The sequence below is a fragment of the Delftia sp. WY8 genome (assembly GCF_018437695.1).
Taxonomy (GTDB): domain Bacteria; phylum Pseudomonadota; class Gammaproteobacteria; order Burkholderiales; family Burkholderiaceae_C; genus Comamonas; species Comamonas tsuruhatensis.
Window position 1 is genome coordinate 1,060,033 of sequence record NZ_CP049795.1, and the last position, 21,162, is coordinate 1,081,194.

The 21,162-nt window shown below is 69.0% G+C and carries 22 protein-coding genes; 3 read left to right on the forward strand and 19 right to left on the reverse strand.

What is annotated here, in order from left to right:
* Positions 1–4 precede the first annotated feature (4 nt).
* The 15 genes from G4D77_RS04730 to G4D77_RS04800 all read right to left on the reverse strand — a co-directional run bounded on the left by G4D77_RS04730 (position 5) and on the right by G4D77_RS04800 (position 12,986).
* Positions 5–1,510 (reverse strand): cobyric acid synthase, encoded by a 1,506-nt coding sequence (locus tag G4D77_RS04730; protein WP_154834732.1) that lies wholly within the window; start codon positions 1,508–1,510, stop codon positions 5–7.
* On the reverse strand, positions 1,497–2,540 hold the full coding sequence (locus G4D77_RS04735) for an aminotransferase class I/II-fold pyridoxal phosphate-dependent enzyme (protein ID WP_047327137.1): 1,044 nt from the start codon (positions 2,538–2,540) through the stop codon (positions 1,497–1,499). The genes G4D77_RS04730 and G4D77_RS04735 overlap by 14 nt, the downstream gene beginning before the upstream one ends.
* Positions 2,537–3,619, reverse strand: coding sequence for an adenosylcobinamide-phosphate synthase CbiB (cbiB, locus tag G4D77_RS04740; RefSeq protein ID WP_154834733.1), 1,083 nt, complete (start codon positions 3,617–3,619; stop codon positions 2,537–2,539). Before cbiB ends, G4D77_RS04735 begins: the two co-directional genes overlap by 4 nt.
* Positions 3,616–4,323 (reverse strand): 5,6-dimethylbenzimidazole synthase, encoded by a 708-nt coding sequence (gene bluB, locus G4D77_RS04745; protein WP_154834734.1) that lies wholly within the window; start codon positions 4,321–4,323, stop codon positions 3,616–3,618. Before bluB ends, cbiB begins: the two co-directional genes overlap by 4 nt.
* A gap of 39 nt (positions 4,324–4,362) precedes the next feature.
* Positions 4,363–4,932 (reverse strand): cob(I)yrinic acid a,c-diamide adenosyltransferase, encoded by a 570-nt coding sequence (gene cobO / locus G4D77_RS04750; protein ID WP_013803210.1) that lies wholly within the window; start codon positions 4,930–4,932, stop codon positions 4,363–4,365.
* A 63-nt stretch (positions 4,933–4,995) separates the two neighbouring features.
* Positions 4,996–5,661: an aspartate/glutamate racemase family protein gene (locus tag G4D77_RS04755; RefSeq protein ID WP_154834735.1), complete on the reverse strand. Its 666-nt coding sequence runs from the start codon at positions 5,659–5,661 to the stop codon at positions 4,996–4,998.
* A gap of 29 nt (positions 5,662–5,690) precedes the next feature.
* Positions 5,691–6,128 carry a TA system VapC family ribonuclease toxin gene (locus G4D77_RS04760; protein WP_154834736.1) on the reverse strand — a complete coding sequence of 146 codons (438 nt, stop codon included), beginning with the start codon at positions 6,126–6,128 and terminating at the stop codon, positions 5,691–5,693.
* Positions 6,125–6,370 (reverse strand): DUF6364 family protein, encoded by a 246-nt coding sequence (locus G4D77_RS04765; RefSeq protein WP_016453068.1) that lies wholly within the window; start codon positions 6,368–6,370, stop codon positions 6,125–6,127. Before G4D77_RS04765 ends, G4D77_RS04760 begins: the two co-directional genes overlap by 4 nt.
* A gap of 225 nt (positions 6,371–6,595) precedes the next feature.
* The gene (locus G4D77_RS04770) at positions 6,596–7,387 is read right to left on the reverse strand and encodes a phytanoyl-CoA dioxygenase family protein (protein WP_154834737.1); all 792 of its coding nucleotides are present in this window, start codon (positions 7,385–7,387) and stop codon (positions 6,596–6,598) included.
* Positions 7,388–7,472: 85 nt separating this feature from the next.
* Complete coding sequence (locus G4D77_RS04775) at positions 7,473–8,273, reverse strand: aminoglycoside phosphotransferase family protein (protein ID WP_154834738.1); 801 nt, start codon at positions 8,271–8,273, stop codon at positions 7,473–7,475.
* 16 nt (positions 8,274–8,289) lie between these two features.
* Positions 8,290–9,087 carry an ABC transporter ATP-binding protein gene (locus G4D77_RS04780; protein ID WP_154834739.1) on the reverse strand — a complete coding sequence of 266 codons (798 nt, stop codon included), beginning with the start codon at positions 9,085–9,087 and terminating at the stop codon, positions 8,290–8,292.
* A complete protein-coding gene (locus tag G4D77_RS04785) occupies positions 9,084–10,067 on the reverse strand; it encodes a FecCD family ABC transporter permease (RefSeq protein ID WP_016453071.1) in 984 nt (327 codons plus the stop codon). Before G4D77_RS04785 ends, G4D77_RS04780 begins: the two co-directional genes overlap by 4 nt.
* A 41-nt stretch (positions 10,068–10,108) precedes the next feature.
* Complete coding sequence (locus tag G4D77_RS04790; protein WP_154834740.1) at positions 10,109–10,999, reverse strand: ABC transporter substrate-binding protein; 891 nt, start codon at positions 10,997–10,999, stop codon at positions 10,109–10,111.
* Positions 10,996–11,589, reverse strand: a complete 594-nt coding sequence (locus G4D77_RS04795) for a bifunctional adenosylcobinamide kinase/adenosylcobinamide-phosphate guanylyltransferase (RefSeq protein WP_016445213.1) — start codon at positions 11,587–11,589, stop codon at positions 10,996–10,998. The genes G4D77_RS04790 and G4D77_RS04795 overlap by 4 nt, the downstream gene beginning before the upstream one ends.
* Positions 11,589–12,986, reverse strand: coding sequence for a cobyrinic acid a,c-diamide synthase CobB (locus G4D77_RS04800; protein ID WP_154834741.1), 1,398 nt, complete (start codon positions 12,984–12,986; stop codon positions 11,589–11,591). The genes G4D77_RS04795 and G4D77_RS04800 overlap by 1 nt, the downstream gene beginning before the upstream one ends.
* A gap of 255 nt (positions 12,987–13,241) precedes the next feature.
* On the opposite strand from G4D77_RS04800, the gene G4D77_RS04805 reads away from it, so the two are divergent.
* The 3 genes from G4D77_RS04805 to G4D77_RS04815 all read left to right on the forward strand — a co-directional run bounded on the left by G4D77_RS04805 (position 13,242) and on the right by G4D77_RS04815 (position 15,095).
* Positions 13,242–13,451, forward strand: coding sequence for a hypothetical protein (locus G4D77_RS04805; RefSeq protein ID WP_012204637.1), 210 nt, complete (start codon positions 13,242–13,244; stop codon positions 13,449–13,451).
* 32 nt (positions 13,452–13,483) lie between these two features.
* The gene (locus G4D77_RS04810) at positions 13,484–13,885 is read left to right on the forward strand and encodes a cell division protein ZapA (protein ID WP_016445211.1); all 402 of its coding nucleotides are present in this window, start codon (positions 13,484–13,486) and stop codon (positions 13,883–13,885) included.
* Positions 13,886–14,276: 391 nt separating this feature from the next.
* Positions 14,277–15,095 carry a sulfite exporter TauE/SafE family protein gene (locus G4D77_RS04815; protein WP_016445210.1) on the forward strand — a complete coding sequence of 273 codons (819 nt, stop codon included), beginning with the start codon at positions 14,277–14,279 and terminating at the stop codon, positions 15,093–15,095.
* Here G4D77_RS04815 and G4D77_RS04820 read toward each other — a convergent pair.
* The 4 genes from G4D77_RS04820 to hemN form a co-directional block, all read right to left on the reverse strand.
* Complete coding sequence (locus tag G4D77_RS04820; protein ID WP_154834742.1) at positions 15,059–17,545, reverse strand: bifunctional diguanylate cyclase/phosphodiesterase; 2,487 nt, start codon at positions 17,543–17,545, stop codon at positions 15,059–15,061. The genes G4D77_RS04815 and G4D77_RS04820 overlap by 37 nt on opposite strands.
* A complete protein-coding gene (locus G4D77_RS04825; RefSeq protein ID WP_016453077.1) occupies positions 17,542–18,786 on the reverse strand; it encodes a cyclic di-GMP phosphodiesterase in 1,245 nt (414 codons plus the stop codon). The genes G4D77_RS04820 and G4D77_RS04825 overlap by 4 nt, the downstream gene beginning before the upstream one ends.
* A gap of 173 nt (positions 18,787–18,959) precedes the next feature.
* Positions 18,960–19,685, reverse strand: a complete 726-nt coding sequence (locus tag G4D77_RS04830) for a sulfite exporter TauE/SafE family protein (protein WP_017406349.1) — start codon at positions 19,683–19,685, stop codon at positions 18,960–18,962.
* Between the two features lie 5 nt (positions 19,686–19,690).
* Positions 19,691–21,073, reverse strand: a complete 1,383-nt coding sequence (gene hemN / locus G4D77_RS04835; RefSeq protein WP_016445206.1) for an oxygen-independent coproporphyrinogen III oxidase — start codon at positions 21,071–21,073, stop codon at positions 19,691–19,693.
* Positions 21,074–21,162: the final 89 nt, after the last annotated feature.

Here is a 21,162-nt window from a genome sequence, read left to right on the forward strand (position 1 = left end):
TGGGTCAAGCCTGGGTGGCAAACCAGCGCTGAACGCCGTCGGCCATGCGCGCGAAGACGCTGTCCAGCGTGGAAACCTCGGCACCCCACAGGGCGCGCAGCACGTCCGCGTTCTCGAACAGGCCGTGCCAATAGCAGCCGGCGATGCGGCCGTCAGGGCTGTGCCACAGCAGGCCCGGCACAGGCTCGGCCACGGCACTGCCAGCGGCCACCATGTCGGGGCGCACGCTGGTCTGGCCATGGTGGATTTCATAGACCCGGGCCTGCACGCCGTACAGCGCCGCCCAAGCCCCTGGCAGCGGCGGCAGCTGCACGCTGGCGGGCAGCACGGTCTTGTCGGGCGCGAACAGGGTCGTCAGCGGCAGAAGGCCCAGGCCGGCTGCGTTGCCGTCCACGCCGTGCAGGTCGATCAGCGCCTCGCCCAGCATTTGCAGGCCGCCGCAGATGCCCAGCACCTGCCGGCCTGCCGCCGCATGGGCGGCGACGGCAGCATCCAGGCCCTGGGACCGCATCCAGGCAAGATCGGCAGCCGTGGCCTTGGAGCCCGGCAGGATGATCCAGTCCGCGCCGGCCAGCTGGGCCGGCGTGCGCGCCCAGACCACGCGCAGGCCCGGCACCTGCAGCAGGGGCTGGAATTCGTCGAGGTTGCTGATGCGCGGGTAGGCGACGATGGCGATGGTGGTGTGCACGGCGCGCCCCGCCCCGCCTCCAGAGCCACGGTCGTCAAAGACGCCATCCTCCTCCGGCAGGCCATGCTGGAACTGCATGGGGATGGTGGCCACGGTGGGCACGCCGGTGCGCTCCTGCAGCATCTGCGGGGCGGGCGCCAACAGGCTGGCGTCGCCCCGGAATTTGTTGAGCACGAAGCCGCGGATCAGCGCCTGTTCTTCCGGAGGCAGCAGCGCCCAGGTGCCGTAGAGGTGGGCGAAGGCGCCGCCGCGGTCGATGTCGGATACCAGCAGGCAATGCGCGCCGCAGTGGCGCGCCACGCGCATGTTGACGACGTCGCTGGCATGCAGGTTGATCTCGGCCGGCGAGCCTGCGCCCTCGATGACGACCACGTCGTTGTCGGCACGCAGGCTGTCCAGCGCCTCGGCGATCTGCGGCCACACGCGGGCGCTGCGGCCGCGCCAGGGCAAGGCCGAGAGTTCCTCGCTGACCCGGCCCAGCAGCACGACCTGGCTGCGCATGTCGGCCTCGGGCTTGAGCAGCAGCGGGTTCATGCGCACATCGGGCGCGCAGCCTGCGGCCAGGGCCTGCAGGTACTGTGCCGTGCCGATCTCGCCCCAGGCACCGCCCGGCGCGCAGACCACGCGCGCGTTGTTGCTCATGTTCTGCGCCTTGAAGGGCGCCACCTTGTAGCCCTGGGCGCGGTACCAGGCGCACAGCGCGGTGGCCACCCAGCTCTTGCCGGCACCGCTGCTGGTGCCCAGCACCATCACGCACAGCGCGGGGCGCTGGCCGGGCTCGGGCAAGGGCAGGTTCACGGCGGCGGGTTCACTCGATTGCATGGTGTTTCTCCATTGGCTGCCAGGCAGCCAGCAAGGCGTTCTGGGATGCAGGCGCCAGCACGCCCATGCGCACGCAGCCGGGCAGGCCGAAGCTGTCGCAGTCGCGCAGCTTGATGCCCTGCGCGCGCAGTTGGGCCAGACGCGTCTGCATGGCGTCGCCCTGCCGTGCCTGCGGCCAGCGCGCCACAAAGTAATTGGCCTGCGAGCCGGGCAGCACCTGCCAGCCCAGGCGCTGCACCAGATCGATCTGTTGCGCCTTCCAATCGCGCAGCCGTTGCAGGCTTTGCGCCAGCCATTGCCGGGTGGCCGGTGCGGTCCAGGCCGTGAGCATGGCCTCGCCATGGGCGCCCACGGGCCAGGAGGGTGACAGGGCACGCAAGGCATCGATCTCGTCGTGCGGCACGGCTTCGGGCGCAATGGCGTAGGCCGCGCGCACGCCGGTCATGCCAAGGGCCTTGTTGGGAGTCCACATCTGCCAGGCATCGCGCACCGGGGAGGGCACGGCGGGTTCCATGCCCGGCTCCAGTCTGAGGGGCGCATAGGCGCAGTCGATCACGCGCCAAGTGCCGGGCGGTGCGGGCTCGCTCCACAGGGGCCAGACATCCTCGGGCCGACCCAGGGGGCTCGATGGTGCGCAGGCCCAATGCAGGCCAGGGCCAGCTTCGGTGATACCGTCGCGCGCGGCCTGGCGCAGGCGCCAGACCTGGGCCGCGTGGGCGTAGTCGCCATAGTGGTGTGCCGGCAGGCTGGCGACGGCCGCGCCCTCTCGCACCGCATGCATGGTGATTCGGTGGATGAAGTCGCTGGCACTGGCCGCGATGACGATGCGCTCGGCCTGCACGCCATGAAGGTCCGCCAGCCGTGCGCGCAACGCCGTGTAGTGCGGGTCCGGGTACTGGGCTGCATGTGCCTGGGACAGCGCATCCAGCGCCTGCGGGCAAGGTCCGCAGGCATTGCGGTTGGTGGAGAAATCGTGCGCGGGCACGCCCAGCGCATCCGTGCCGCCGTGGGTGACTGGGATCGGTTTCATGGTGTCTTTCCTGCCATCGCCCATGCAATGACCAGGGCGGCGGCCAGCCCTGCAGCCACCAGCATGGCGACCACGCGGCCCGCATGCGCCACGGCCTGCTGCAGCTCGGCCGCCTGCGGCACGCAGCCTGCGGGGTTGAGCACGTAGACGCCGGGCTTGCCCAGGCGCACACCCAGCAGCCTTGCCATGGCGCCCATGGGCCAGCCGCCGTTGGGCGACGGGGTGATGCGCGCGTCCTGGCGCAGCGCACCCCAGCCCGGACGTCGGCCAGCGGCCAGGCCGGACAAGGTCAGCAGCAAGGCGGTCAGGCGCGCCGGTATCCAGTTGAGCAGGTCATCGGCACGCGCCGTCCATTTGCCGGCCCATTGCCAGTGGCGCCGGTCATCGCCATGCCCCCGCCAGCCCGGGTAGCCCCACATGGCATCGGCCGTGTTGGCAAAACGGTAGAGGGCCGCGCCCGGCAGGCCGGCCACGGCAAACCAGAACAGCGGCGCCAGCACGGAGTCGCTGAGGTTCTCGGCCAGGGTTTCGATGGCGCTTTCGCGCACCTGGCCTGCGTCGAGCTGCGCCGTGTCCCGGCTGACCAGCCAGGTCAGGCGCTCGCGGCCTGCGGGCAGGGATTGCTGCAGTGCAGCTTCCACGGTCAGCACCTCGTCGCGCAGCATGCGCCAGGACAAAAGCGGCTTGAGCAGCACGCCCAGCACCAGGGCGCCCAGCCACCAGGGCATGGGCGGCAGCAGCCACTGGATGAACGCGTAGATGGCGAAGAACAGCAGCGCCAGCAGGCACCAGGCGACGGCGCCCAGCGCAAAGCGTGGCCAGTCGCGCACATGTTCTTCGCGTGGGGCAATTCTTCGCCCAACCGCAGCCAGCAGCCGGCCCATGGCGACCACGGGGTGCATCCACACGGGCGGCTCGCCCCAGAGCCGGTCGATCAGCAGGGCCACGGGCACGGCCAGCGCGGCGGCCAGGGCGTGGCGGGCCCAGGGGTCGGGCACAGGCTGCGACAGCGCCTGCCAGCTCCACCACAGCGGACTGAACGCGGCGCCCGACAGTTGCCAGAAATGGCTGCCGTTCATGCCTGCGGCGGCGCCCCGGCGGCGCGCTGGCCCCACAGGTCGTCGTAGAGCATGTCCTGCAGCGGCGCACGGCTGGCCCATTTCTGCTGCTGCAGCATGGGCTCTGCGTAATAGGCGGACACGGGGCCCAGGCACAGCACGGCCAGCGGCCGGCTGCCCACGGGCATTTGCAGCAGCGCGGCCAGTACCTCGGGATCGAACAGCGAGACCCAGCCCAGCCCCAGCCCCTCGGCACGCGCGGCCAGCCACAGGTTCTGGATGGCACAGGCGGCCGAGGCCACATCCATCTCGGGCAAGGTGCGGCGGCCGAAGACATGGGCATCGCGCCCGGGCGGCATGGCCACGACCAGCACCTCGGCCGCATCCAGCACGCCCTGGACCTTGAGCCGCATGAAGTCTTCCTCGCGCTCGCCCAGGGCGCGGGCGGTCTGCAGGCGCTCCTGCTCGACCACGGCGTGTATGCCCTGGCGCAACTGCGCATCGCGCACGCGGATGAAGCGCCAGGGCTGCATGAAGCCGACGCTGGGCGCATGGTGGGCGGCGCGCAGCAGGCGCAGCAGCACCTCGGGCGCGACTTCGCCGCCGCAGAAGTGGCGCATGTCGCGCCGCTCATGGATGGCGCGGTAGACGGCTGCCCGCTCGGCCTCGGCAAAGGGTTGGGCGGGAATGGTCTCTGGCGCCCGGGAATGCGTTTCGCTGCTCATGCCGCCATTGTCCGCCGCAGGCCGGGCCTGCAGGCGGCATCAGTCCTCAATACCACGCTGGGCGGGAATGCCGGCCTGGAAGGCGTGCTTGACCAGTTCCATGCGCGTGACCGTATCGGCCACGGCAATGATTTCCTCGGGGCAGCGCCGGCCCGTGAGCATGACGTGCACATGGCGCGGGCGGTCGGCCAGGGCCTGCAGCACGGGCTCCAGCGGCAGCCAGCCGTAGATCAGCGGATAGGTGATTTCGTCGAGCACGACCAGGAAGTGATCGCCCGAGAGAATGGCCGTGCGGGCGCGCTCCCAGCCTTCGCGTGCGATCTGGGCAGAGCGTTCATGGTCCTGGCTCTTCCAGCTGAAGCCGTCGCCCAGTCCCTCGATGGGCATGCCCAGCTGCTCGAACATGCGGTGCTCGCCAAAGCGCGCCGTGGGCACCTTCATGAACTGGAAGATCTTGACGGACTTGCCCCGGCCATGCGCGCGCAGGGCCAGGCCGAAGGCCGCCGTGCTCTTGCCCTTGCCGTCGCCGGTGTTCACCAGCACCAGGCCACGGCGTTCGCCTTCGGGCTTTTCATAGGGCTTTTCCGTCGGGGCCTGTTCAATCTGCATGGGTCTGTCGTCCTCAAAAGTTGCACACGCTGCGGCGGGCATGCGCCGCAGCGGAGCGCCACTTTAACCGAGGCGCACGCCCAGCCGGCGCTGCAGGGCACGCACGGCGCTGTCCACCGTGGTGAGCACGGGCAGGCCCGTGGCGGCCTCGCAGGCGGCGCGGGCACGCGCCATGCTGAACTGGGCCAGCGCAATGCGCGTGCAGCCACGCGCAGCCAGGGCCCTGGCCTGCTCGACCACCAGGCGGTCATGCGTGGCGGTGTCGCCGCGGTTGAGCGCGTCCATGGCGCCATCGGCCAGGGCAGGCACCAATTCGATGCTGGCCGGGAACTCCGGCGGCATGGACTGCAGCGTGGGCGCGAAGCTGGAGATCAAACCCAAGGCCCCCTGCTGGCCCTGCACGGCCTGCACCGCCTCTTCGATCATGGCCTCGTTGGGCTTGAGCACGGGCAGCGGCGCATGGCGCGCGGCCACGGCCTCGATGCAGGGGCCAAAGGCCGAGCAGGTGAACAAGATCCCCTGCGCGCCCGTGTCCACGGCGTACTGCGCCAGGCGCTGGAAGCGCTCGTGCATGGCGGCGTCCAGCCCGCGCCCGTTGCGCGCCAGGTCGGCCGAGAGGCTGTCGTCCAGCAGGTTCATGCGTACCGCCTCTGGCCAGTCACGCGCAAAGGCTTCGTTGATGGGAGCGACGGAGTGGCTGAGGGCGTGGATGAGGGCGATGCGGATCATGGATTGGGGGAGTCTGAAATGAAAAGGAATTATTGGGGCGCCAGCCGGGTGAACTGGGAGCGCGGCAGCAGGCGCTTGAAATCGGCATCGAAGCTGACCACATGCTCGCCCTGGTGGATGGCGGCAGCGGCCAGCCAAGCGTCCGGTACGTCATTGGCGGCAAGCGCCTTGTCGGCGCACAGTTGCCTCAACGCCGGCCATTCGGCACCCAGCACGGCCTGCTCGACGCCGGGCGATGCCAGCAATGCGTCAACGAAGCGCAAAGCCTCGACCATAGGAGTCGGGTTGACGAAGATCTTCGGATGCGTGACCAGGCGCAGAAAGTTCGCCACCACCATGGGCTGCAATTTCAACAGCACGCCCTGGCTGGCATCGGCCATGGCCTGCTCCAGCCAGTCGCGGGCCACCGAATGATGGGGGTGGTCGCTGCGCGATGCCGCAACCAGCAGGTTGACATCGGGCGTCATGGTTGATCCTGCTGACCGGCGGCATCCAGCAGCGCGCGGTTGCTCAGTGCGTCCAGCCCCGGTGCCAGTCCGCCCTTGCCGTGGTAGACGGGAAGGCGCACGCGCCGGGCAGGCGCCTGGGCCTTGCGCAAGCGCAATTGCAGGCCCTCCTCGATCAGGCGCGTCAGGCTGGTGTGCTGCTGTGCCGCATAGGTCTTTGCTTCGGTCAGCAATGCATCGTTGAGGTCAAGCGTGGTCTTCATGACGGCCCCCAGAGCAGGAATTTCGTACAGATTTCTCGCACAGATCCTTTGCAAAGATCTTTCGTACAGATTTCTGTATGTTAGAAAAATTCCGCTGGCAGGACAACCAGGCCGGCCTGCGCCCTTCAGATGCCCTTGGACGAGGGATGAGCGAAGGATGGGCGAAGGCATCATGCCCCTCACCACGCGGTCCACGATGGCCTTGGCCTCGTCCCCGATACGCCTTCAGCGATTCAGGTGTTCCCTGCAGCCTTTCGCGCCGATGACGATGCCGGTCAGAGATTCTTCGGCGTGTGTCATGGGCTCTGCACCCAGAGTGCCAATCTGCAGGATGACGTTGCGCCGCATTCCAGAGCCGGTATTCATGCCTCCGCCATGAAGCACCTTCGGGTGGATCGCCACGATCTGGCCTGGGTCACACTGCACGGTGACGGTGTCGGCCGGATCGGGAGTGGGCCAGGTGCCACTCACCTTCTGCTGCTGCGCCTCCTGGTCGGAAATGCGATGAGTGCCCGCATCAAAGCAGGTGGCACCGCTCTCCACCGACATGCCATCCAGGCAGATCATCAGACGAACAAAGCTGGAATCCCTGGTGCAGAAATACCCATTGGGATAATCGCGGTGCCAGGAGATCGACCGTCCGAATCCGGGATTCTTGACGGTCACGTTCATGAAATGGACCACTGCCTCGTCCACGCCAAGAAGCGTCGTTGCCGCCGAGACAAGCGCGGCATCGTGAAGTGTCTCTGCGAAGACTTCATCAAAGCGGGCGGGATCTCCAACAATGAAGATCGAGTTTCCGGTAAGGGCACCATCCAAGCCGGCGCGCTTGCTGGCCGGCAGATCTTTCTCGTACACCAACAGCTCGTCCAGCGCCGGATCCAGTGTCCTGGCCTGCGCATGGCGCTGGATGGCTTCAACAGATGCCACCAAGCTGTCGAGAAGGCCCTTCTCCATGGGTCTTGGCCAGATGACAAATCCCTGCTGTTCAAACATCTCCAGTGCATCGGCAAGCATCGAAAAATTCCTCCACCCTCTTTTTCCGTGAAGCGCTATTTCACCCTGTTGGGGCAGAAAAAGAGATGTATCGCAGTCTGAAAATTCAGCATGCCAATGCCGAAGCCGCCATTTGCGCCACAGCCATCGCAGCGCCAGGATCGTCACCGTCTTCCATGCTCCAGACGGCAGACAGTCCCGACCAGGCCAGCACCCATTGCAACAGGCGCCTTTGCTCCATGCCCGAGACTTCGGCAATGGTGGCCATGCGGTGCGCAAACCGCCCCGGCGCCAGCGCGCTGGCGCGGTCGGGATTGCTCAGGATGTTGGCGTAGTCAAAGCCGCGCTCGCCGTGCAGGCCCTTGGGGTCGATGGCCAGCCAGCCCAGGGGGCCGAAGTCCAGCACATTGCCGTGGTGAAGGTCACCATGCAGCACGGTCACGTCGCGCGGTGCGGCCAGCAGCTCGCGTGCCGTGGTGGCGCACAGGCCGAGCAGGCTGGCGGTTCCATGGCCTTGTGCAAGCAATGCATGGAACCACTGCGTCAGCGGCACCAGGGGTGGCAACGCCTTGGCGCGCGGTAGGTGCAGGCGCTTGGCAGCGGTGCACAGGATGCGCGTGGCCTGCTCATCGCGCACGCCACGGGCCATGTCCACCAGCGATTCGGGTCCTGTGGCGCGCAGCATCAGCAGGGCCGGCCCTTCATGGGCCAGCACAGGCGCGGCGCCGTCGCCATTCCACCAGGCCATCAGGCGGGCACCGGCCACTTCTTCGGGCTCCAGCGCAATCTTGAGCATGGCGGGCGTGACGCCCTGGCGCACGGGCAGCAACACACCGCGCGGCGTGGACAGGGGCTGGCCATCGATGGTCAGAGCCCAGCGACTCAGATACGGCGCATGGAGAGACATTTTTTCCGACAGGCAATCAGGGAGCTGCGGCTTGCCCCCGCAGCCGTGGCAGGGCCAGCCACTGCCCGTCGATGGCGCGGATGCGCAGCCGGTGCTCGAACACGGCCTCCAGCGCCGCATGCGTGGCCAGGTCGGCGCAGGCCCCCTGGTGCACCACTTGCCCCTTGTCGAGAATGACCAGGTCCTGGGCCTGCACGGCCATCGATATCTCATGCAGCACGCTGACCACGGTGCAGCCCTGGGCGACCAGGGCCTGCACGCATTCCAGCCAGTCGGCCTGGTGCGGCGGGTCGAGGTTGGCCAGGGGTTCGTCCATCAGCAGCACGCGGGCCTGCACGGCCAGGGCGCGCGCCAGCAGCACGCGCTGGCGCTCGCCGCCCGAGAGACTGCCCACGCTGCGCATGCGCCAGTCCCAGCCCTGGGTCTGGCGCAGGGCCTGCTCCACGGCGGCATGGTCTGCCTGGCTGGGCGCAGCCAGCCAGCCCTGGTGCGGCAGGCGGCCCAGCATGACCACGTCATGGACCCGCATGTCGCCGGCCACGGGCTGGTTCTGGCCCAGCCAGGCGAGCGAGCAGGCCCGTTCGCGCGCACTCCATTGCCGCAGCGGGCGGCCCAGGAGCTCCACCTCGCCTTGCACGCCAGCGCCGGATTCCATGCCTGCAAGGGCGCGCAGCAGCGTGGATTTGCCTGCGCCATTGGGGCCGACGATGGCGGTCCAGCGGCCGGCGGGCAGGGCCAGGCTCAGGCCGCCCAGGACCTGTCGATCGCCCAGGCGAACCTTCAGGGCGCGCGCTTGCAGGGCGGGGGCCGTCATGCGCCCTCCCCGCCGCGCAGGGCGTGGCGGCGGTGCATGAGCCACAGCAGGTAGCTGCCGCCCAGCAAGGCCGTGAGCGCGCCCACGGGCAGCTCCTGCGGGGCGATGAGCCAGCGCGCCAGCAGGTCGGCGGCCAGCAGCAGCACGGCGCCCATGCCCGCGCTGAGCACCAGCAGCCAGCGGTGCATGGACCGCACCATGGAGCGCACCAGATGCGGCGCGGCCAGGCCGACGAAGGCGATGAGCCCGGTCTGCGCCACGGCCGTGCCCGTGGCCAGCGCCAGCAGCAAGATGAGCACCATGCGCAGCGGCGCCAGCGGCAGGCCCAGGCTGTGGGCCGTGGCCTCGCCCAGGGACAGGCCGTCGAGCACGCGGCCCAGGCACCAGGCGCCCATGGCGGTGGCCAGCAGCACGGCCAGCATCAGCGCGCAGGCGCCCCAGCCGATGAAGGAGGTGCTGCCCAGCATGAAGGCCTGCATGGCCTGCATGATGTCCGGGTTCATCAGCAGCACCAGCGATGCGGCCGCTCCCAGCACCACCCCCACCACCACACCGGCCAGCAGCAGGCGCATGGTGTTGTGCACGCCCTGGGCCAGCACCAGGGTCAGCAGCACGGCCAGGGCTGCGCCCGCAAAGGCCGCGCCCGTGACACCCAGGCGCGCCAGGCCCGCGAGTGCAAAGGGCGAGGCGCCCAGCGCCGCCATGCTCAGCGCCACGCCCAGCGAGGCGCCCGAGGCGCTGCCCAGCAGATAGGGATCGGCCAGCGGATTGCGGAACACGCCCTGGGCAATGGCCCCGGCCAGCCCCAGCAGGCCGCCGGCCAGCCAGGCGCCCGCCGTGCGCGGCAGCCGGATCTCGGTGACGATCTGCCAGGACAGCGGATCGCTGCGCGCGGCCCACACGCTTTCCCAGCCCGTGCTGCCCACGCCCGCACCCAGCAGCATGAGCAGGGCGCTCACGGCCAGCAGGGCCAGCGCCATCCAAGGCGCCGCCAGGCCGCTGTGGTGCCTGCGGGCCTGCCTCACCGTGCGGCCCTGTTCAGGCAGCGCGCCATCAGCGCGGCGCCCTCGGCCATGCGTGGTCCGGCGCGCACCAGCACGTCCAGCTCGGCCGGTTCAAAGCGGCAGACGCGCCCGGCCTGCATGGCGCGCATGCGGCCCCAGCCCGGATAGGGCTCGCCCGAAGTGCCCAGGCTGCGGTCGCCGCCCAGGATGAAGTCCGGGTCGGCGCGCACCACGAATTCAGGGTTGATGCGCGGGAACGGCCCCAGCTGCGCGCCCACGATGTTGCGCATGCCCAGGCGCGCCAGGGTCTCGCCGATGAACGAGGACTCGCCTGCGGCAAAGGGGCCGCGGTTGACCTCGAAATACACGGTCTGCCCGCGCAGCGCGGGGGCCATGCTGCGCTCCACCTTCTGCATGCGCGCCTCGATGGCGGCCCAGACCCGGTCGGCACCCTGCTCGGGCGGCAGGTCCAGCAACTGGCCCACGGTGCGCAGCACGGCCTGCGCATCGGCATGGGTGCGCGGCTCCAGCGCCACGACCTTGAGGCCCAAGGCCTGCAGCCGCGCCACCGAGCGCGATGCCATGGACACCAGCACCAGATCGGGCTTGAGCGCGACGATGGCCTCAATGTTGGGATCGATTCCGCCGCCCACCACAGGCAGGGTCTTCACATGGGCCGGCCAGTTCGAATAGCGGTCCACGCCGACCAGGCGCTGGCAGCCGCCCAGCGCGCACACGGTCTCGGTCAGCGAGGGCAGCAGGCTGACGATGCGCTGCGGCGGCGCGGGCAGCTCCACCTGGACACCCCGCCCGTCGGTGACCTGGATGGCCGCCCGCGCCGCAGGCTGGGCCAACGCCAGGCACAGGGCCAGGCCCGGCCCCGCGAAGGCAAGACGCCATGGCCTCACGGCTGCGGGCCCTTGAGCGCCAACGGCAGGCCGGCGCACATCAGCGTGACGGTTTCGCAGCTTTGCGCCGCGCGCTGGTTGAGCACGCCCAGCGCATCGACGAAGGCCCTCACCTGCGATCCCAGCGGGATCACGCCCAGGCCGATCTCGTTGCCGACCAGGATCACCGGACCGGGCGCGCCCTGCAAGGCGTCAAGAAAGGCCGCACATTGGCCCGACCATCCACGCGTCAGTTCCTCGGAAGGCTGGGCCGGCATCATCCAGTTGGTCAGCCACAGCGTCAGGCAGTCCACCACCAGCAGGCGCTGCGGCGTGCTGTGCCGCGCAAGCATGGCGGCCAGGTCCAGGGGCTCCTCAAGCGTGGCCATGCCGGGCACGCGCTCGGCGCGGTCGCGCCGGTGGCGGGCGATGCGCTCGCGCATTTCGTCGTCCCAGGGCTGGCCGGTGGCGATCAGCGCGGCCTCGCGGTCCGGTGCGCCATCGAGCCAGGCGCGCGCCAGCAATTCGGCGCGGCGCGACTTGCCGCTTTTCTGGCCGCCCACAATGAGCTGGCTGCGGGGAAGCGAAACGGTGGAGATGGGCTCGGTCATCACGCGGTCCCCGGATGAATGTCGGCGCCCAGCAGCGCGGCCACGGCACGCGGCTGCGAGGCAAACCAGGCATGGAAATAGCTGGCATGCACGCTGCCGTGGCGGTACAGCGCCTCGCCCCGGTCGGGATGGGCGTCCTGTCCCGGACGGCTGCTGCGCCCGGCCTCGGTCATGGAAGTCTCCAGCCGGCTGTAGTGAAAGGTGTGGCCGCGCAGCAGGCCCCAGGGCGTGGGCAGTTGCAGCATGCCCAGTCCCGCCAGGCGCGGCTGCATGCAGGCATGGCCGGGCAACAGGCCCCAGAGGTCCGTGGTCCGGCCCGCGGTGTCGGTCAGTCGCTCGCACAGCGCCAGCATACCGCCGCACTCAGCCCAGACCGGGCGGCCGGCAGCCACGTGGCCGGCGATGTCGCCGCGCAGCGCGGCATTGGCGGCCAGAGCATCCAGGTGCAGCTCGGGATAGCCGCCGGGCAGCCACAGCGCATCGCAATCCGGCAGGCGCTCGCCGGCCAGCGGCGAGAAAAACGCCAGCCGCGCGCCCATGGCACGCAGGCAGTCGAGGTTGGCCGCATAGATGAAGCTGAAGGCCGCATCGCGCGCCACGGCCACGGTGCGGCCCGCCAGCCAGGGCTGCACCTGCTCGGTGCGTTCGGCAGGCAGCTCAAAATCCACGGACCAGTCCTGCCAGCTGGCGCCCTGCCCCGGCCCGGCCTGCCAGGGCAACTGGCCCAGCGGCGTGGCCTGCAGCGCGTCGGCGGCCACGTCCAGGCGCACCAGCGCATCGTCCAGTTCATGTGCGGCGACCAGGCCCAGGTGTCTTTCGGGCAGCAGCGAGGCGGCGCCTTTGCCCTGCACGCGCGCCAGCGCGCCCAGCCACAGCGAGGGATCGCGCAGGCCGGCACGCAGCAGATCGGCATGGTGGGCGCTGCCCACGCGGTTGGCCAGCAGGCCGGCCCAGCGCAGGCCCGGCCGATAGTGCTGCAGGCCATGGGCCAGCGCGCCAAAGGTGCCGGCCATGCCCGAGGCGTCGATGACGGCCAGTACCGGCAGGCCCAGCCGCTCGGCCACATCGGCCGCGCAGGGCGTGCCGTCGAACAGCCCCATGACGCCTTCCACCAGGATGAGATCGGCCTCGCAGGCGGCTGCGTGCAGGCGTGCAAGCATGTCGGACTCGCCCGTCATCCACAGGTCTACGCTGTGCACGGGCGCGCCGCTGGCCAGTTCATGCCAGTGCGGATCCAGGAAGTCGGGGCCGCACTTGAACACGCGCACGCGCCGGCCCTGGCGCGCATGCAGCCGCGCCAGCGCAGCCGTCAGCGTGGTCTTGCCCTGGCCCGAAGCCGTGGAAGTGATCAGCAGCGCCGGGCAGCGTGCCCCGCCCTGGCCAAGGTCAATGTTCATGTGTTCGCTCCGCGCGGCGCATTGTAGTGCGCGCCCGCACCGCGGCCGCAACCAATGCTTACGCAATACATCCCGCCGAAGCAGACGAGTCCTACAGATGGCGCTACGATTTTGTGAGACAGTCTGGCGCTCGCTCTCCAATACCCGAGCAAGGCGCTGACGTCAAGCCGTGTACGCCTGCCTGTTACCAGGTTTCCTCGGATACTTCCACGGAATGTGCTCACTTCGTTCGCACGTCCTACAATCTCAGCGTCTATGACCTCCCAGACTTCCCTCGACCACATTGCAGAGCGCGTGGAGCGCCTGCTGGTTCGCCACGAGGAACTGCAACGCACCAATGCGCTGCTCGCCGAGCAGGTGGCGGCCCTGACCCAGGAGCGTGATTCGCTGCGCTCGCGGCTCAACGCCGCCCGGGCCCGCGTCGATGCCCTGATCGAGCGCCTGCCCTCCAACCAGGGGGCCTGACCCCTTCGCAACCGCCGACGCCCCGAACGCCCATGAAGCAGATCGAAGTGCAAATCCTGCAGCAAAGCTATGTGCTGACCTGCCCCGATGGCCAGGAAGAGCGTCTGCTCGAAGCCGTGCGCCGTGTGGACACGGCCATGACCCGCATCCGCGACAGCGGCAAGGTCCGCTCCCGCGAGCGCGTGGCCGTGCTGTCCGCGCTGAACATGGCCTTCGACGTGCTGGACCGCGAAGCCCAGGAAAGCGCCATGGCCACGGCCCAGGCCGAGATGCAGTCCCTGCATGACGAAGCCGCTTCCCAGCACAACGCCCCATCCCAGCCGCCCGAGCCCAGCCCCGAGGAGCTGGCCGAGCGTGCGCGCCAGCAGGCCCTTGCCGAGCAACTGGTGCTGCGCCTGGACCAGGCCCTGGAGGGCGATGCGCGGCTGATCTGAGCCTGGGCCGCCGCTGCCTTTCCTTGCCCCGCACGACAGCCTCTTCGGAGGCTGTTTTCATTGCATCGCCCATGTCAATGAAAAGCCCATGCCGTTCAAAGAACTTGATCGCGGGCCTGATCAACGGCCTTAGAATGGAGGCGTCTGCAAACCCGCCGGGCTTTATAGTTCCTTGGACCAATGCTCTATGAGCCCGGGCTTGGTACATTGCCATTCGAGCGTGATCGTCTCGCGTCAGATGAACCCAACGTCTGGCTGCCCTTGCCCCCCTGAACCCCGGTTCAGGATGACGGCCCGGTGGTCTTTGCAGACACCTGATTCCAACCCGGCGCACCTCCACGGTGCGCCGGGTTTTTTGTTGCCCGCCCCCTCACTACCGATCTGCCGCCGCATGCCTGATCTGCTGTTTCTCGAACTGGCCCTGCTGGGCCTGTGCTCCGGTTTCCTGGCCGGCCTGCTGGGAGTGGGCGGCGGCATGGTGCTTGTGCCGTTTCTGACCTACTTTCTCGACAAGCGCGGGGTCGGCCCGGACCTGTCCGTGAAGATGGCGATCGCCACGGCCATGGCCACCATCGTGTTCACCTCGATCTCCAGCCTGCGCGCCCACCACGGTCGCGGCGCCGTGCGCTGGGACATCGTGCGCAGCCTGGCGCCGGGCATCATCACGGGCGGTCTGCTGGCCAGCCTGGGAGTCTTCGCACTGCTGCGTGGCAAGTACCTGGCGCTGTTCTTTGGCGTGTTCATCGGCTACATGGCGCTGCGCATGCTGCGCAGCAACAGCCAGCCCACGGCCACGCGCGCCCTGCCGGGGCCGCTGGGGCTGTACGGCGCGGGTACGGGCCTGGGCTTCATCTCGGGGCTGGTGGGGGCAGGCGGGGCCTTCATCAGCGTGCCCTTCATGATGCGCTGCTCGGTGCCCATGCACATGGCCGTGGGCACCAGCGCGGCGCTGGGCTTTCCGATTGCCGTGGTGAATGCGGCAGGCCTGATCTTCACAGGCGCGGGTGACGCGGGGCGCCCCGAATACTCGCTGGGCTACCTGTGGCTGCCGGCCCTGCTGGCACTGGCCTGCTGCAGCGTGCTGACCGCACCGCTGGGCGCGCGGGCCGCGCACCGGCTGCCCGTGGCCCAGCTCAAGCGGATCTTCGCCACGCTGCTGTTCGGCCTGGCCGCCTACATGCTCTGGAAGGGCTTGAGCGCGGGCAGCTGAGCGCTTGCCACCTGGGCCATTCTCTGCCGGTAGGCGATGGCGCCAATGCCGGCGCGCTGGGCCTGCAGGCATTCGCCGAATTGCTCGCGCGGCAGGCCCGGCGCGCACAGAAAGCCCTGGAAATAGTGGCCCTGCATGCGGTGGATGGCCGTCAGCTGCTCGTGCGTTTCCACGCCCTCGGCCACGATCTCCACGCCCAGCGCCAGACCCAGGCTGATGATGGCGCCGACGATGGCCTGGTCGCCCTCGTCGCTGGGCAGGCCGCGCACGAAGCTCTGGTCGATCTTGATCTTGGAGATGGGCAGCTTCTTCAGATAGGCCAGGTTGGAGTAGCCGGTGCCGAAGTCGTCGATGACCATGCCCACGCCCAGATCGGCGATCTGGCATACGCGCAGCGCCATGTCCTGTGCATCCTGCAGCAGGATGCTTTCGGTCAGCTCCAGCTCCAGCAGATGGGGTTCCAGGCCGTAGCGGCGCAGCAGCTCGGTCACGCGCTCGACAAAGCCCGACTGGCGAAATTCCAGCGCCGAGACGTTGACCGACACCTTGATCGGCATGCCCTGCTTCTGCCAGCGCGCAGCCTCCTGCACCGCCTGCTCCATGACCCAGGCGCCCAGCGTGACGATGTAGCCCGACTCCTCGGCCAGCGGGATGAAGACACCGGGCGAGACCACGCCGAATTCGGGGTCGGTCCAGCGCAGCAGCGCCTCGGCCGCGACGATGCGGTCGCTGTCGATGTGCACCTGGGGCTGGAAGTACACGGCCATGCGGCCATGCTCCAGCGCCTGGCGCATGGCATGCTCCAGCTTCATGCGCGACAGCAGGCCCGCGCTCATTTGCGGCTGGTAGAAGCTGAAATGGCCCCGGCCCCGCTCCTTGACGCGGTACATGGCCGTGTCGGCCTGGCGGATCAGCTCGTCCAGCGTGAGGCCGTCGGCCGGGTACTGGGCCACGCCGATGCTGCACTGCACGGAAAAACCCAGGCCGTCGAGCAGGAAGGGCCGCTCCATCTCCTGCAGGATGCGCCTGGCCACCGCTGCAGCCAGCTCGGCGTTGCAGCCGTGCAGGTAGAGCACGAACTCGTCGCCGCCCAGGCGGCACAGGATGTCTACCGGCCGCATGCAGTCGCTCAGGCGCTGCGCGACCAGCTTGAGCACTCGGTCGCCGAACTGGTGGCCCAGCGAGTCGTTGATGATCTTGAAGCGGTCCAGGTCGATGAACAGGATGCTGAACACCGTGCCGCCTGCGCGTGCGGCCTCGATGGCCGCATCCACGCGCTCCGTGAGATTGAGCCGGTTGGGCAGGCCGGTGAGCGCGTCGCTGTAGGCCAGCTGTTCGATGCGCTGCTGTGCCACGCGCTGCTGGGTGAGGTCGCGCATGAAGCCGATGCTCTGCACCACGTCGCCCTGCGCATTGCGCAGCGGAACCCAGGACAGGCGCACGGCGCAGCGCGCACCGCCGGCCTGGCGCAGCCACAGGTCGCCCTCCCAGAAGCCGCCTTGATGCCACTGTATGCGGGCCAGGTCGCCCAGCGTGTCGGATGGGTCTTCGGCGGCTTCGAACAGCGATTCCACCGTGCGGCCCTGCACGGGCATGCCGCCCAGCAAGCGTTCGCAGGCCGGGTTGGTACGTGCCACGTCCATGTGGCCATCGGCGATGAAGATGCCGTCCAGGCTGGACTCGAAGACCCGCGCAGCCAGCTCCAGGCCCGCCTGGGTCTGGGCCTCGGCCGTGATGTCGCGGAAGGAGAAAATGCGCCCCATGGGCAGGCCCCGGCGCAGCTGGGGCACGGCGCGGCGCTCCAGGATGCGGCCGTCGCGCAGGTCCAGTACGTCGGACGCTTCCATCAGGGGCTGGGCCGACAGCAGCTTCAACTGCTGCGCGTAGGACTCGGCATCGCGCACCTGGCCGGCCAGGTGATCAAGGATGGCCGCGTCGTTGCGGCGCACCAGCAACGCCTCGGGAATTCCCCAGAGCGTGGCGAATCGGTGGTTGAAGGCGCGGATGCGGCCATCGGGATCGCACACCAGGATGGCGTCGGCCGCCGACTCCAGCGTGGCGCGCAACTCGCCCAGCAGGCTTTCGAATTCGGCCTCGTGCAGCGCCTGCTCGCGCCTGTCCAGCATGCTGACCAGGAGCACCTCGCCGTCGAGCGCGCGCACGCGCATCTCCACGGGCGCCAGCTGGCCGTCGGCACGGCGCACCTCGGAAATGAACTGGGCGCCGGCCTGCCAGTTGAAAGGGTCGCTCCAGAACGCCTGCTGCTGCGGCGTGGCGGCCAGCACCTGCACGGGCAATCCCACGGCGGCATCGGTCTCATAGCCGGTGACGGATTCGCTGGCGGCGTTGGCGCGCAGCACCTTCAGGCTGCGGGCATCGATCAGCCACAGCGCCTCCTGCAGTGCATCGAGCAGGCGGGGCCAGGCGCGGTTGAGCGCTTGCTTGTTCAAGACGCCACCTTCGGCGGATCCAATTCCACCGCCCGTTCAAAGTAATAGCAGACACGCCGGCGCGGCGACAGATAGTCCAGCGCGTCGCGCGGCAACTGCGCAGGAGCCACGCCCCGGCGTATGCCCAGCGCGGGAAACAGCTCCAGCGCCAGCACGGGCGCCTGGGCGGCCGGCACGCTGGCGTCATGGACCATCACCGAAGGCTTGAGCGGCCGTGATGCATTGACGGACATGACCATGGCATGGCGCCCATCGGTCAGCTCCACCACCGAGCCCGGCGGGAACACGCCCATCATGCGGATGAAGCCATTGAGCACGGGCGCGGCGAACTTGTCGCGCAGCCGGCTGAACAGCATGGACAGCGCCTCGTGCGGCGTGTGCGGCGTCTGCGCATCGCCGGGATTGCACAGGCGGTCATAGGTGTTGACCAGGGCCAGGATCTGGCCCGTGAGCTCCATGTCCTCGGCCACCAGGCTCAGCGGGAATCCCGTGCCGTCGGCCCATTCATGGTGCTGTGCGATGGCGGTGGTGACCTGGGCCGACAGGCCCATGCGCATGGCGATGGCGACCGATTCACCCACATGGCGCTCGTAGCGGTCGCGCAGCGCGTCGGGCACGGAAGACTCCAGGGCCAGGCCGTGCATGCCTTCGGCGCCGGCCACCGGCTTGCCGGCATCGTGCAGCAGCGCCGCCAGGCCCAGGTCGCGCAGCAGCGCAGCCTCCAGGCCCAGGGCGCGGCCCAGCAGCAGGCCGAGCACGGTCACGTTGACGGCATGCACGCTCTGGTTGCTGCCCACGCCATCGGACAGGAGGTGAATCGCCACGTCCTGCGGGCCGGCCAGTTCGGCCAGGCAGCCGTCGACCAGGGCTTCGGTGGGCATGCGCGCCTGCTCGGGCGCGCTGGCAAGGGTGGTTTCGATGGCCACATAGCCACGCTCCACCTTCTGAAAGCGCGCATTGCAGTCCTCCAGCCGGCCGCGCCAGTTGGGCACGGACAGCAGCAGCGGCGCTGCGGGTGAGGGTTCCTCGGCGGGCTCGGCTGCAGCGGCCGCCACAGCGGGCAGCGGCTGCGGCGGCGGAGTGCGCACCTCGGCCGGCCAGGCGTCGCTTTTGTGCGGAACGCAGCGCACCGCCTCCAGGCCCAGGGATTTCAGGGTCTGGATCTGTGCGCTGGAGGTGATCTTGAAGCTGCTGACCGGAAAGGGATGGTTCAGCCATCCAACATCGAGCTGGACAAACATGCCCGGACGGAGGTCTCGGATATCGATGAGGACGGAATGGTTCACGCGCGGCAACGGCCCCGAGGCTGAAGGAATCGGCAAATGTAAGCCGATGATTCGGGCATTATCTCCAGTTCTGAGGGCCTTGCAGGCAATCCGCGACCCTCAGGACCAAGTCTGTCCCCCGCTGTTGTTCATCGGCACCAGAGACTGGGCTTGTAGATCAGGTCCATCCACAGCGCCCACACGGCCACGCCCACCAGCATCAGGCCGGCCAGCCGCGTGCCCCATTCGGCACGCAGGCCGTTCAGGCGCTGGCGGCCCAGCCGCCACAGCCAGGGGCCGGCCACCAGCCACAGCCCGCTGCCCACGCCAAAGGCCGCCATGGCCGATGCGCCCTGCAAGGGGCCACCGCTGAGCGCGGCGACCAGCACGGCCGAATACAGCAGTCCGCAGGGCATAAGCGCCCAGGCATAGCCCGCCGCCAGCGTGCCGCCAGGGGCGGACACCCAGGGCTGCACGCGCCGCCAGGCGGCGCGGCCCGCAGACTCCAGCCAGGCGGGCTGGCGGGCCTGCACCATCATGGCCAGGCCCCAGGCCATCACGGCGACATGGGTCAGCGTCCAGAACGGCTGCAGCGCCGTGGTCTGGCTGGTGAGCCAGGACAGGCTTTCCATGGCCAGCGCCGAGGCAGCGCCCAGGCTGGCATAGCCGGCCAGCCGCCCGCCATGGAACAGCGCCGTGCGCAGCCACAGCCGGCTTTGCAGTCCATGGACGGCGACCACCTGCCCACCACCCTGTACCGTGCCCTGCCCCGCCCCGCCCGTGACCACGCCGCAGGGCGCGGCGCACATGGCAAGGCAATGGGGCCCGCCGACGAGCCCCATGATCAAAGCGGTCCAGAGCAGCGACAACAGCATGGGGCCTAGATGATCCTCGAAAACCGCGCCCGGTTTTTGTCGGCCTGCAGATATCGGTCAAACAGCATGGCCACGCCACGCACGAAGTACCAGCCCATGGGCGTGACCTGGAATCCCTCGTCGCTGATCTGCACCAGCCCCTTGGCCTGCAGGTCCTGAAGCGCCGCCAGCTCGGGGGCGAAGTACTCGCGAAAGCCCAGCAGCCAGGCCTGCTCCATGGGCTCGAACAGCACGGCGCCCTGGCACATGATGGCCATGATGACGGCGCGCCGCACCAGATCATCGCGCGACAGTGCCAGGCCGCGCACCACGGGCAGGTGGCCGGCGTCGATGGCGTCGTAGTACTCCTCCAGCGTCTTGGCGTTCTGGCTGTAGCTGGCCCCCACCTTGCCGATGGCCGACACGCCCAGCGCAATCAGGTCGCAGTCGGGCTGGGTGCTGTAGCCCTGGAAGTTGCGATGCAGCCGGCCCTGGCGCTTGGCCACGGCCAGCGCGTCCTCGGGCAAGGCGAAGTGGTCCATGCCGACGTAGACATAGCCGCCGTCCATGAAGGCCGCGATGGAGCGCGAGAGCATGGCCAGCTTGTCGGCGCCCTGGGGCAGGTCCTCGGCCGCGATGCGCCGCTGCGGCTTGAAGCGCTCGGGCAGGTGGGCATAGGCATAGAGCGCGATACGGTCGGGCCGCAGCGCATTGACCTGGGCCAGCGTGCGCTCGAAGGACTCGGGCGTCTGCTTGGGCAGGCCGTAGATCAGGTCCACGTTGATGGAGGCAAAGCCCAGCTGCCGTGCCGCTGCCACCAGCGCGAACACCTGCTCGGCCGGCTGCACGCGGTGCACGGCGATCTGCACCTGTTCGTCGAAGTCCTGCACGCCGAAGCTCAGGCGGTTGAAGCCCAGCTCCTTGAGCACGGCCAGGCGTTCGACGCTGACGGTGCGCGGATCGACCTCGATGGAGTATTCGCCGCCCGGCTCCAGCTTGAAATGCTCGCGCAGCAGGGCCATCAGCGTGCGCAGCTCATCGTCCGAGAAGAAGGTGGGCGTGCCGCCGCCCAGGTGCAACTGGCTGACGGCCTGGCCCTTGCCGCAATGGGCCGTGTGCAAGGCCATCTCGCGCGCCAGGTAGTCCAGGTAGACGGCAGCGCGATCGTGGTGGCGCGTCACGATCTTGTTGCAGGCGCAGTAGTAGCACAGCGACTCGCAGAACGGCACATGCACATACAGCGACAAAGGCATGGCTCGCGCTGCGGTACTCGATTTGCGGTGTTCAAGTGCCAGGATATAGTCTTCAGCACCGAAAGCCTCCACGAAACGATCGGCCGTGGGGAACGAGGTGTATCGGGGCCCCGGTACGTCGAAGCGACGCAGCAGCTCTGGGGTGACAGCGGTCATGGGTTTTTTCCTCTAATGTCGTCCACTGTGCCGCAGCCCATTGGCCGCGTCCTTGACTCATATCAAGAGTTGTTCGCGGCAGTGCTGCG

What these genes read in the sequence shown, in the direction of transcription:
- G4D77_RS04730 (WP_154834732.1), bottom strand. Translation starts at nt 1,510, where the DNA reads ATGCAATCGAGTGAACCCGCCGCCGTGAACCTGCCCTTGCCCGAGCCC.
- G4D77_RS04735 (WP_047327137.1), bottom strand. Translation starts at nt 2,540, where the DNA reads ATGAAACCGATCCCAGTCACCCACGGCGGCACGGATGCGCTGGGCGTG.
- cbiB (WP_154834733.1), bottom strand. Translation starts at nt 3,619, where the DNA reads ATGAACGGCAGCCATTTCTGGCAACTGTCGGGCGCCGCGTTCAGTCCG.
- bluB (WP_154834734.1), bottom strand. Translation starts at nt 4,323, where the DNA reads ATGAGCAGCGAAACGCATTCCCGGGCGCCAGAGACCATTCCCGCCCAA.
- cobO (WP_013803210.1), bottom strand. Translation starts at nt 4,932, where the DNA reads ATGCAGATTGAACAGGCCCCGACGGAAAAGCCCTATGAAAAGCCCGAA.
- G4D77_RS04755 (WP_154834735.1), bottom strand. Translation starts at nt 5,661, where the DNA reads ATGATCCGCATCGCCCTCATCCACGCCCTCAGCCACTCCGTCGCTCCC.
- G4D77_RS04760 (WP_154834736.1), bottom strand. Translation starts at nt 6,128, where the DNA reads ATGACGCCCGATGTCAACCTGCTGGTTGCGGCATCGCGCAGCGACCAC.
- G4D77_RS04765 (WP_016453068.1), bottom strand. Translation starts at nt 6,370, where the DNA reads ATGAAGACCACGCTTGACCTCAACGATGCATTGCTGACCGAAGCAAAG.
- G4D77_RS04770 (WP_154834737.1), bottom strand. Translation starts at nt 7,387, where the DNA reads ATGCTTGCCGATGCACTGGAGATGTTTGAACAGCAGGGATTTGTCATC.
- G4D77_RS04775 (WP_154834738.1), bottom strand. Translation starts at nt 8,273, where the DNA reads ATGTCTCTCCATGCGCCGTATCTGAGTCGCTGGGCTCTGACCATCGAT.
- G4D77_RS04780 (WP_154834739.1), bottom strand. Translation starts at nt 9,087, where the DNA reads ATGACGGCCCCCGCCCTGCAAGCGCGCGCCCTGAAGGTTCGCCTGGGC.
- G4D77_RS04785 (WP_016453071.1), bottom strand. Translation starts at nt 10,067, where the DNA reads ATGGCGCTGGCCCTGCTGGCCGTGAGCGCCCTGCTCATGCTGCTGGGT.
- G4D77_RS04795 (WP_016445213.1), bottom strand. Translation starts at nt 11,589, where the DNA reads ATGACCGAGCCCATCTCCACCGTTTCGCTTCCCCGCAGCCAGCTCATT.
- G4D77_RS04800 (WP_154834741.1), bottom strand. Translation starts at nt 12,986, where the DNA reads ATGAACATTGACCTTGGCCAGGGCGGGGCACGCTGCCCGGCGCTGCTG.
- G4D77_RS04805 (WP_012204637.1), top strand. Translation starts at nt 13,242, where the DNA reads ATGACCTCCCAGACTTCCCTCGACCACATTGCAGAGCGCGTGGAGCGC.
- G4D77_RS04810 (WP_016445211.1), top strand. Translation starts at nt 13,484, where the DNA reads ATGAAGCAGATCGAAGTGCAAATCCTGCAGCAAAGCTATGTGCTGACC.
- G4D77_RS04815 (WP_016445210.1), top strand. Translation starts at nt 14,277, where the DNA reads ATGCCTGATCTGCTGTTTCTCGAACTGGCCCTGCTGGGCCTGTGCTCC.
- G4D77_RS04825 (WP_016453077.1), bottom strand. Translation starts at nt 18,786, where the DNA reads ATGTTTGTCCAGCTCGATGTTGGATGGCTGAACCATCCCTTTCCGGTC.
- G4D77_RS04830 (WP_017406349.1), bottom strand. Translation starts at nt 19,685, where the DNA reads ATGCTGTTGTCGCTGCTCTGGACCGCTTTGATCATGGGGCTCGTCGGC.
- hemN (WP_016445206.1), bottom strand. Translation starts at nt 21,073, where the DNA reads ATGACCGCTGTCACCCCAGAGCTGCTGCGTCGCTTCGACGTACCGGGG.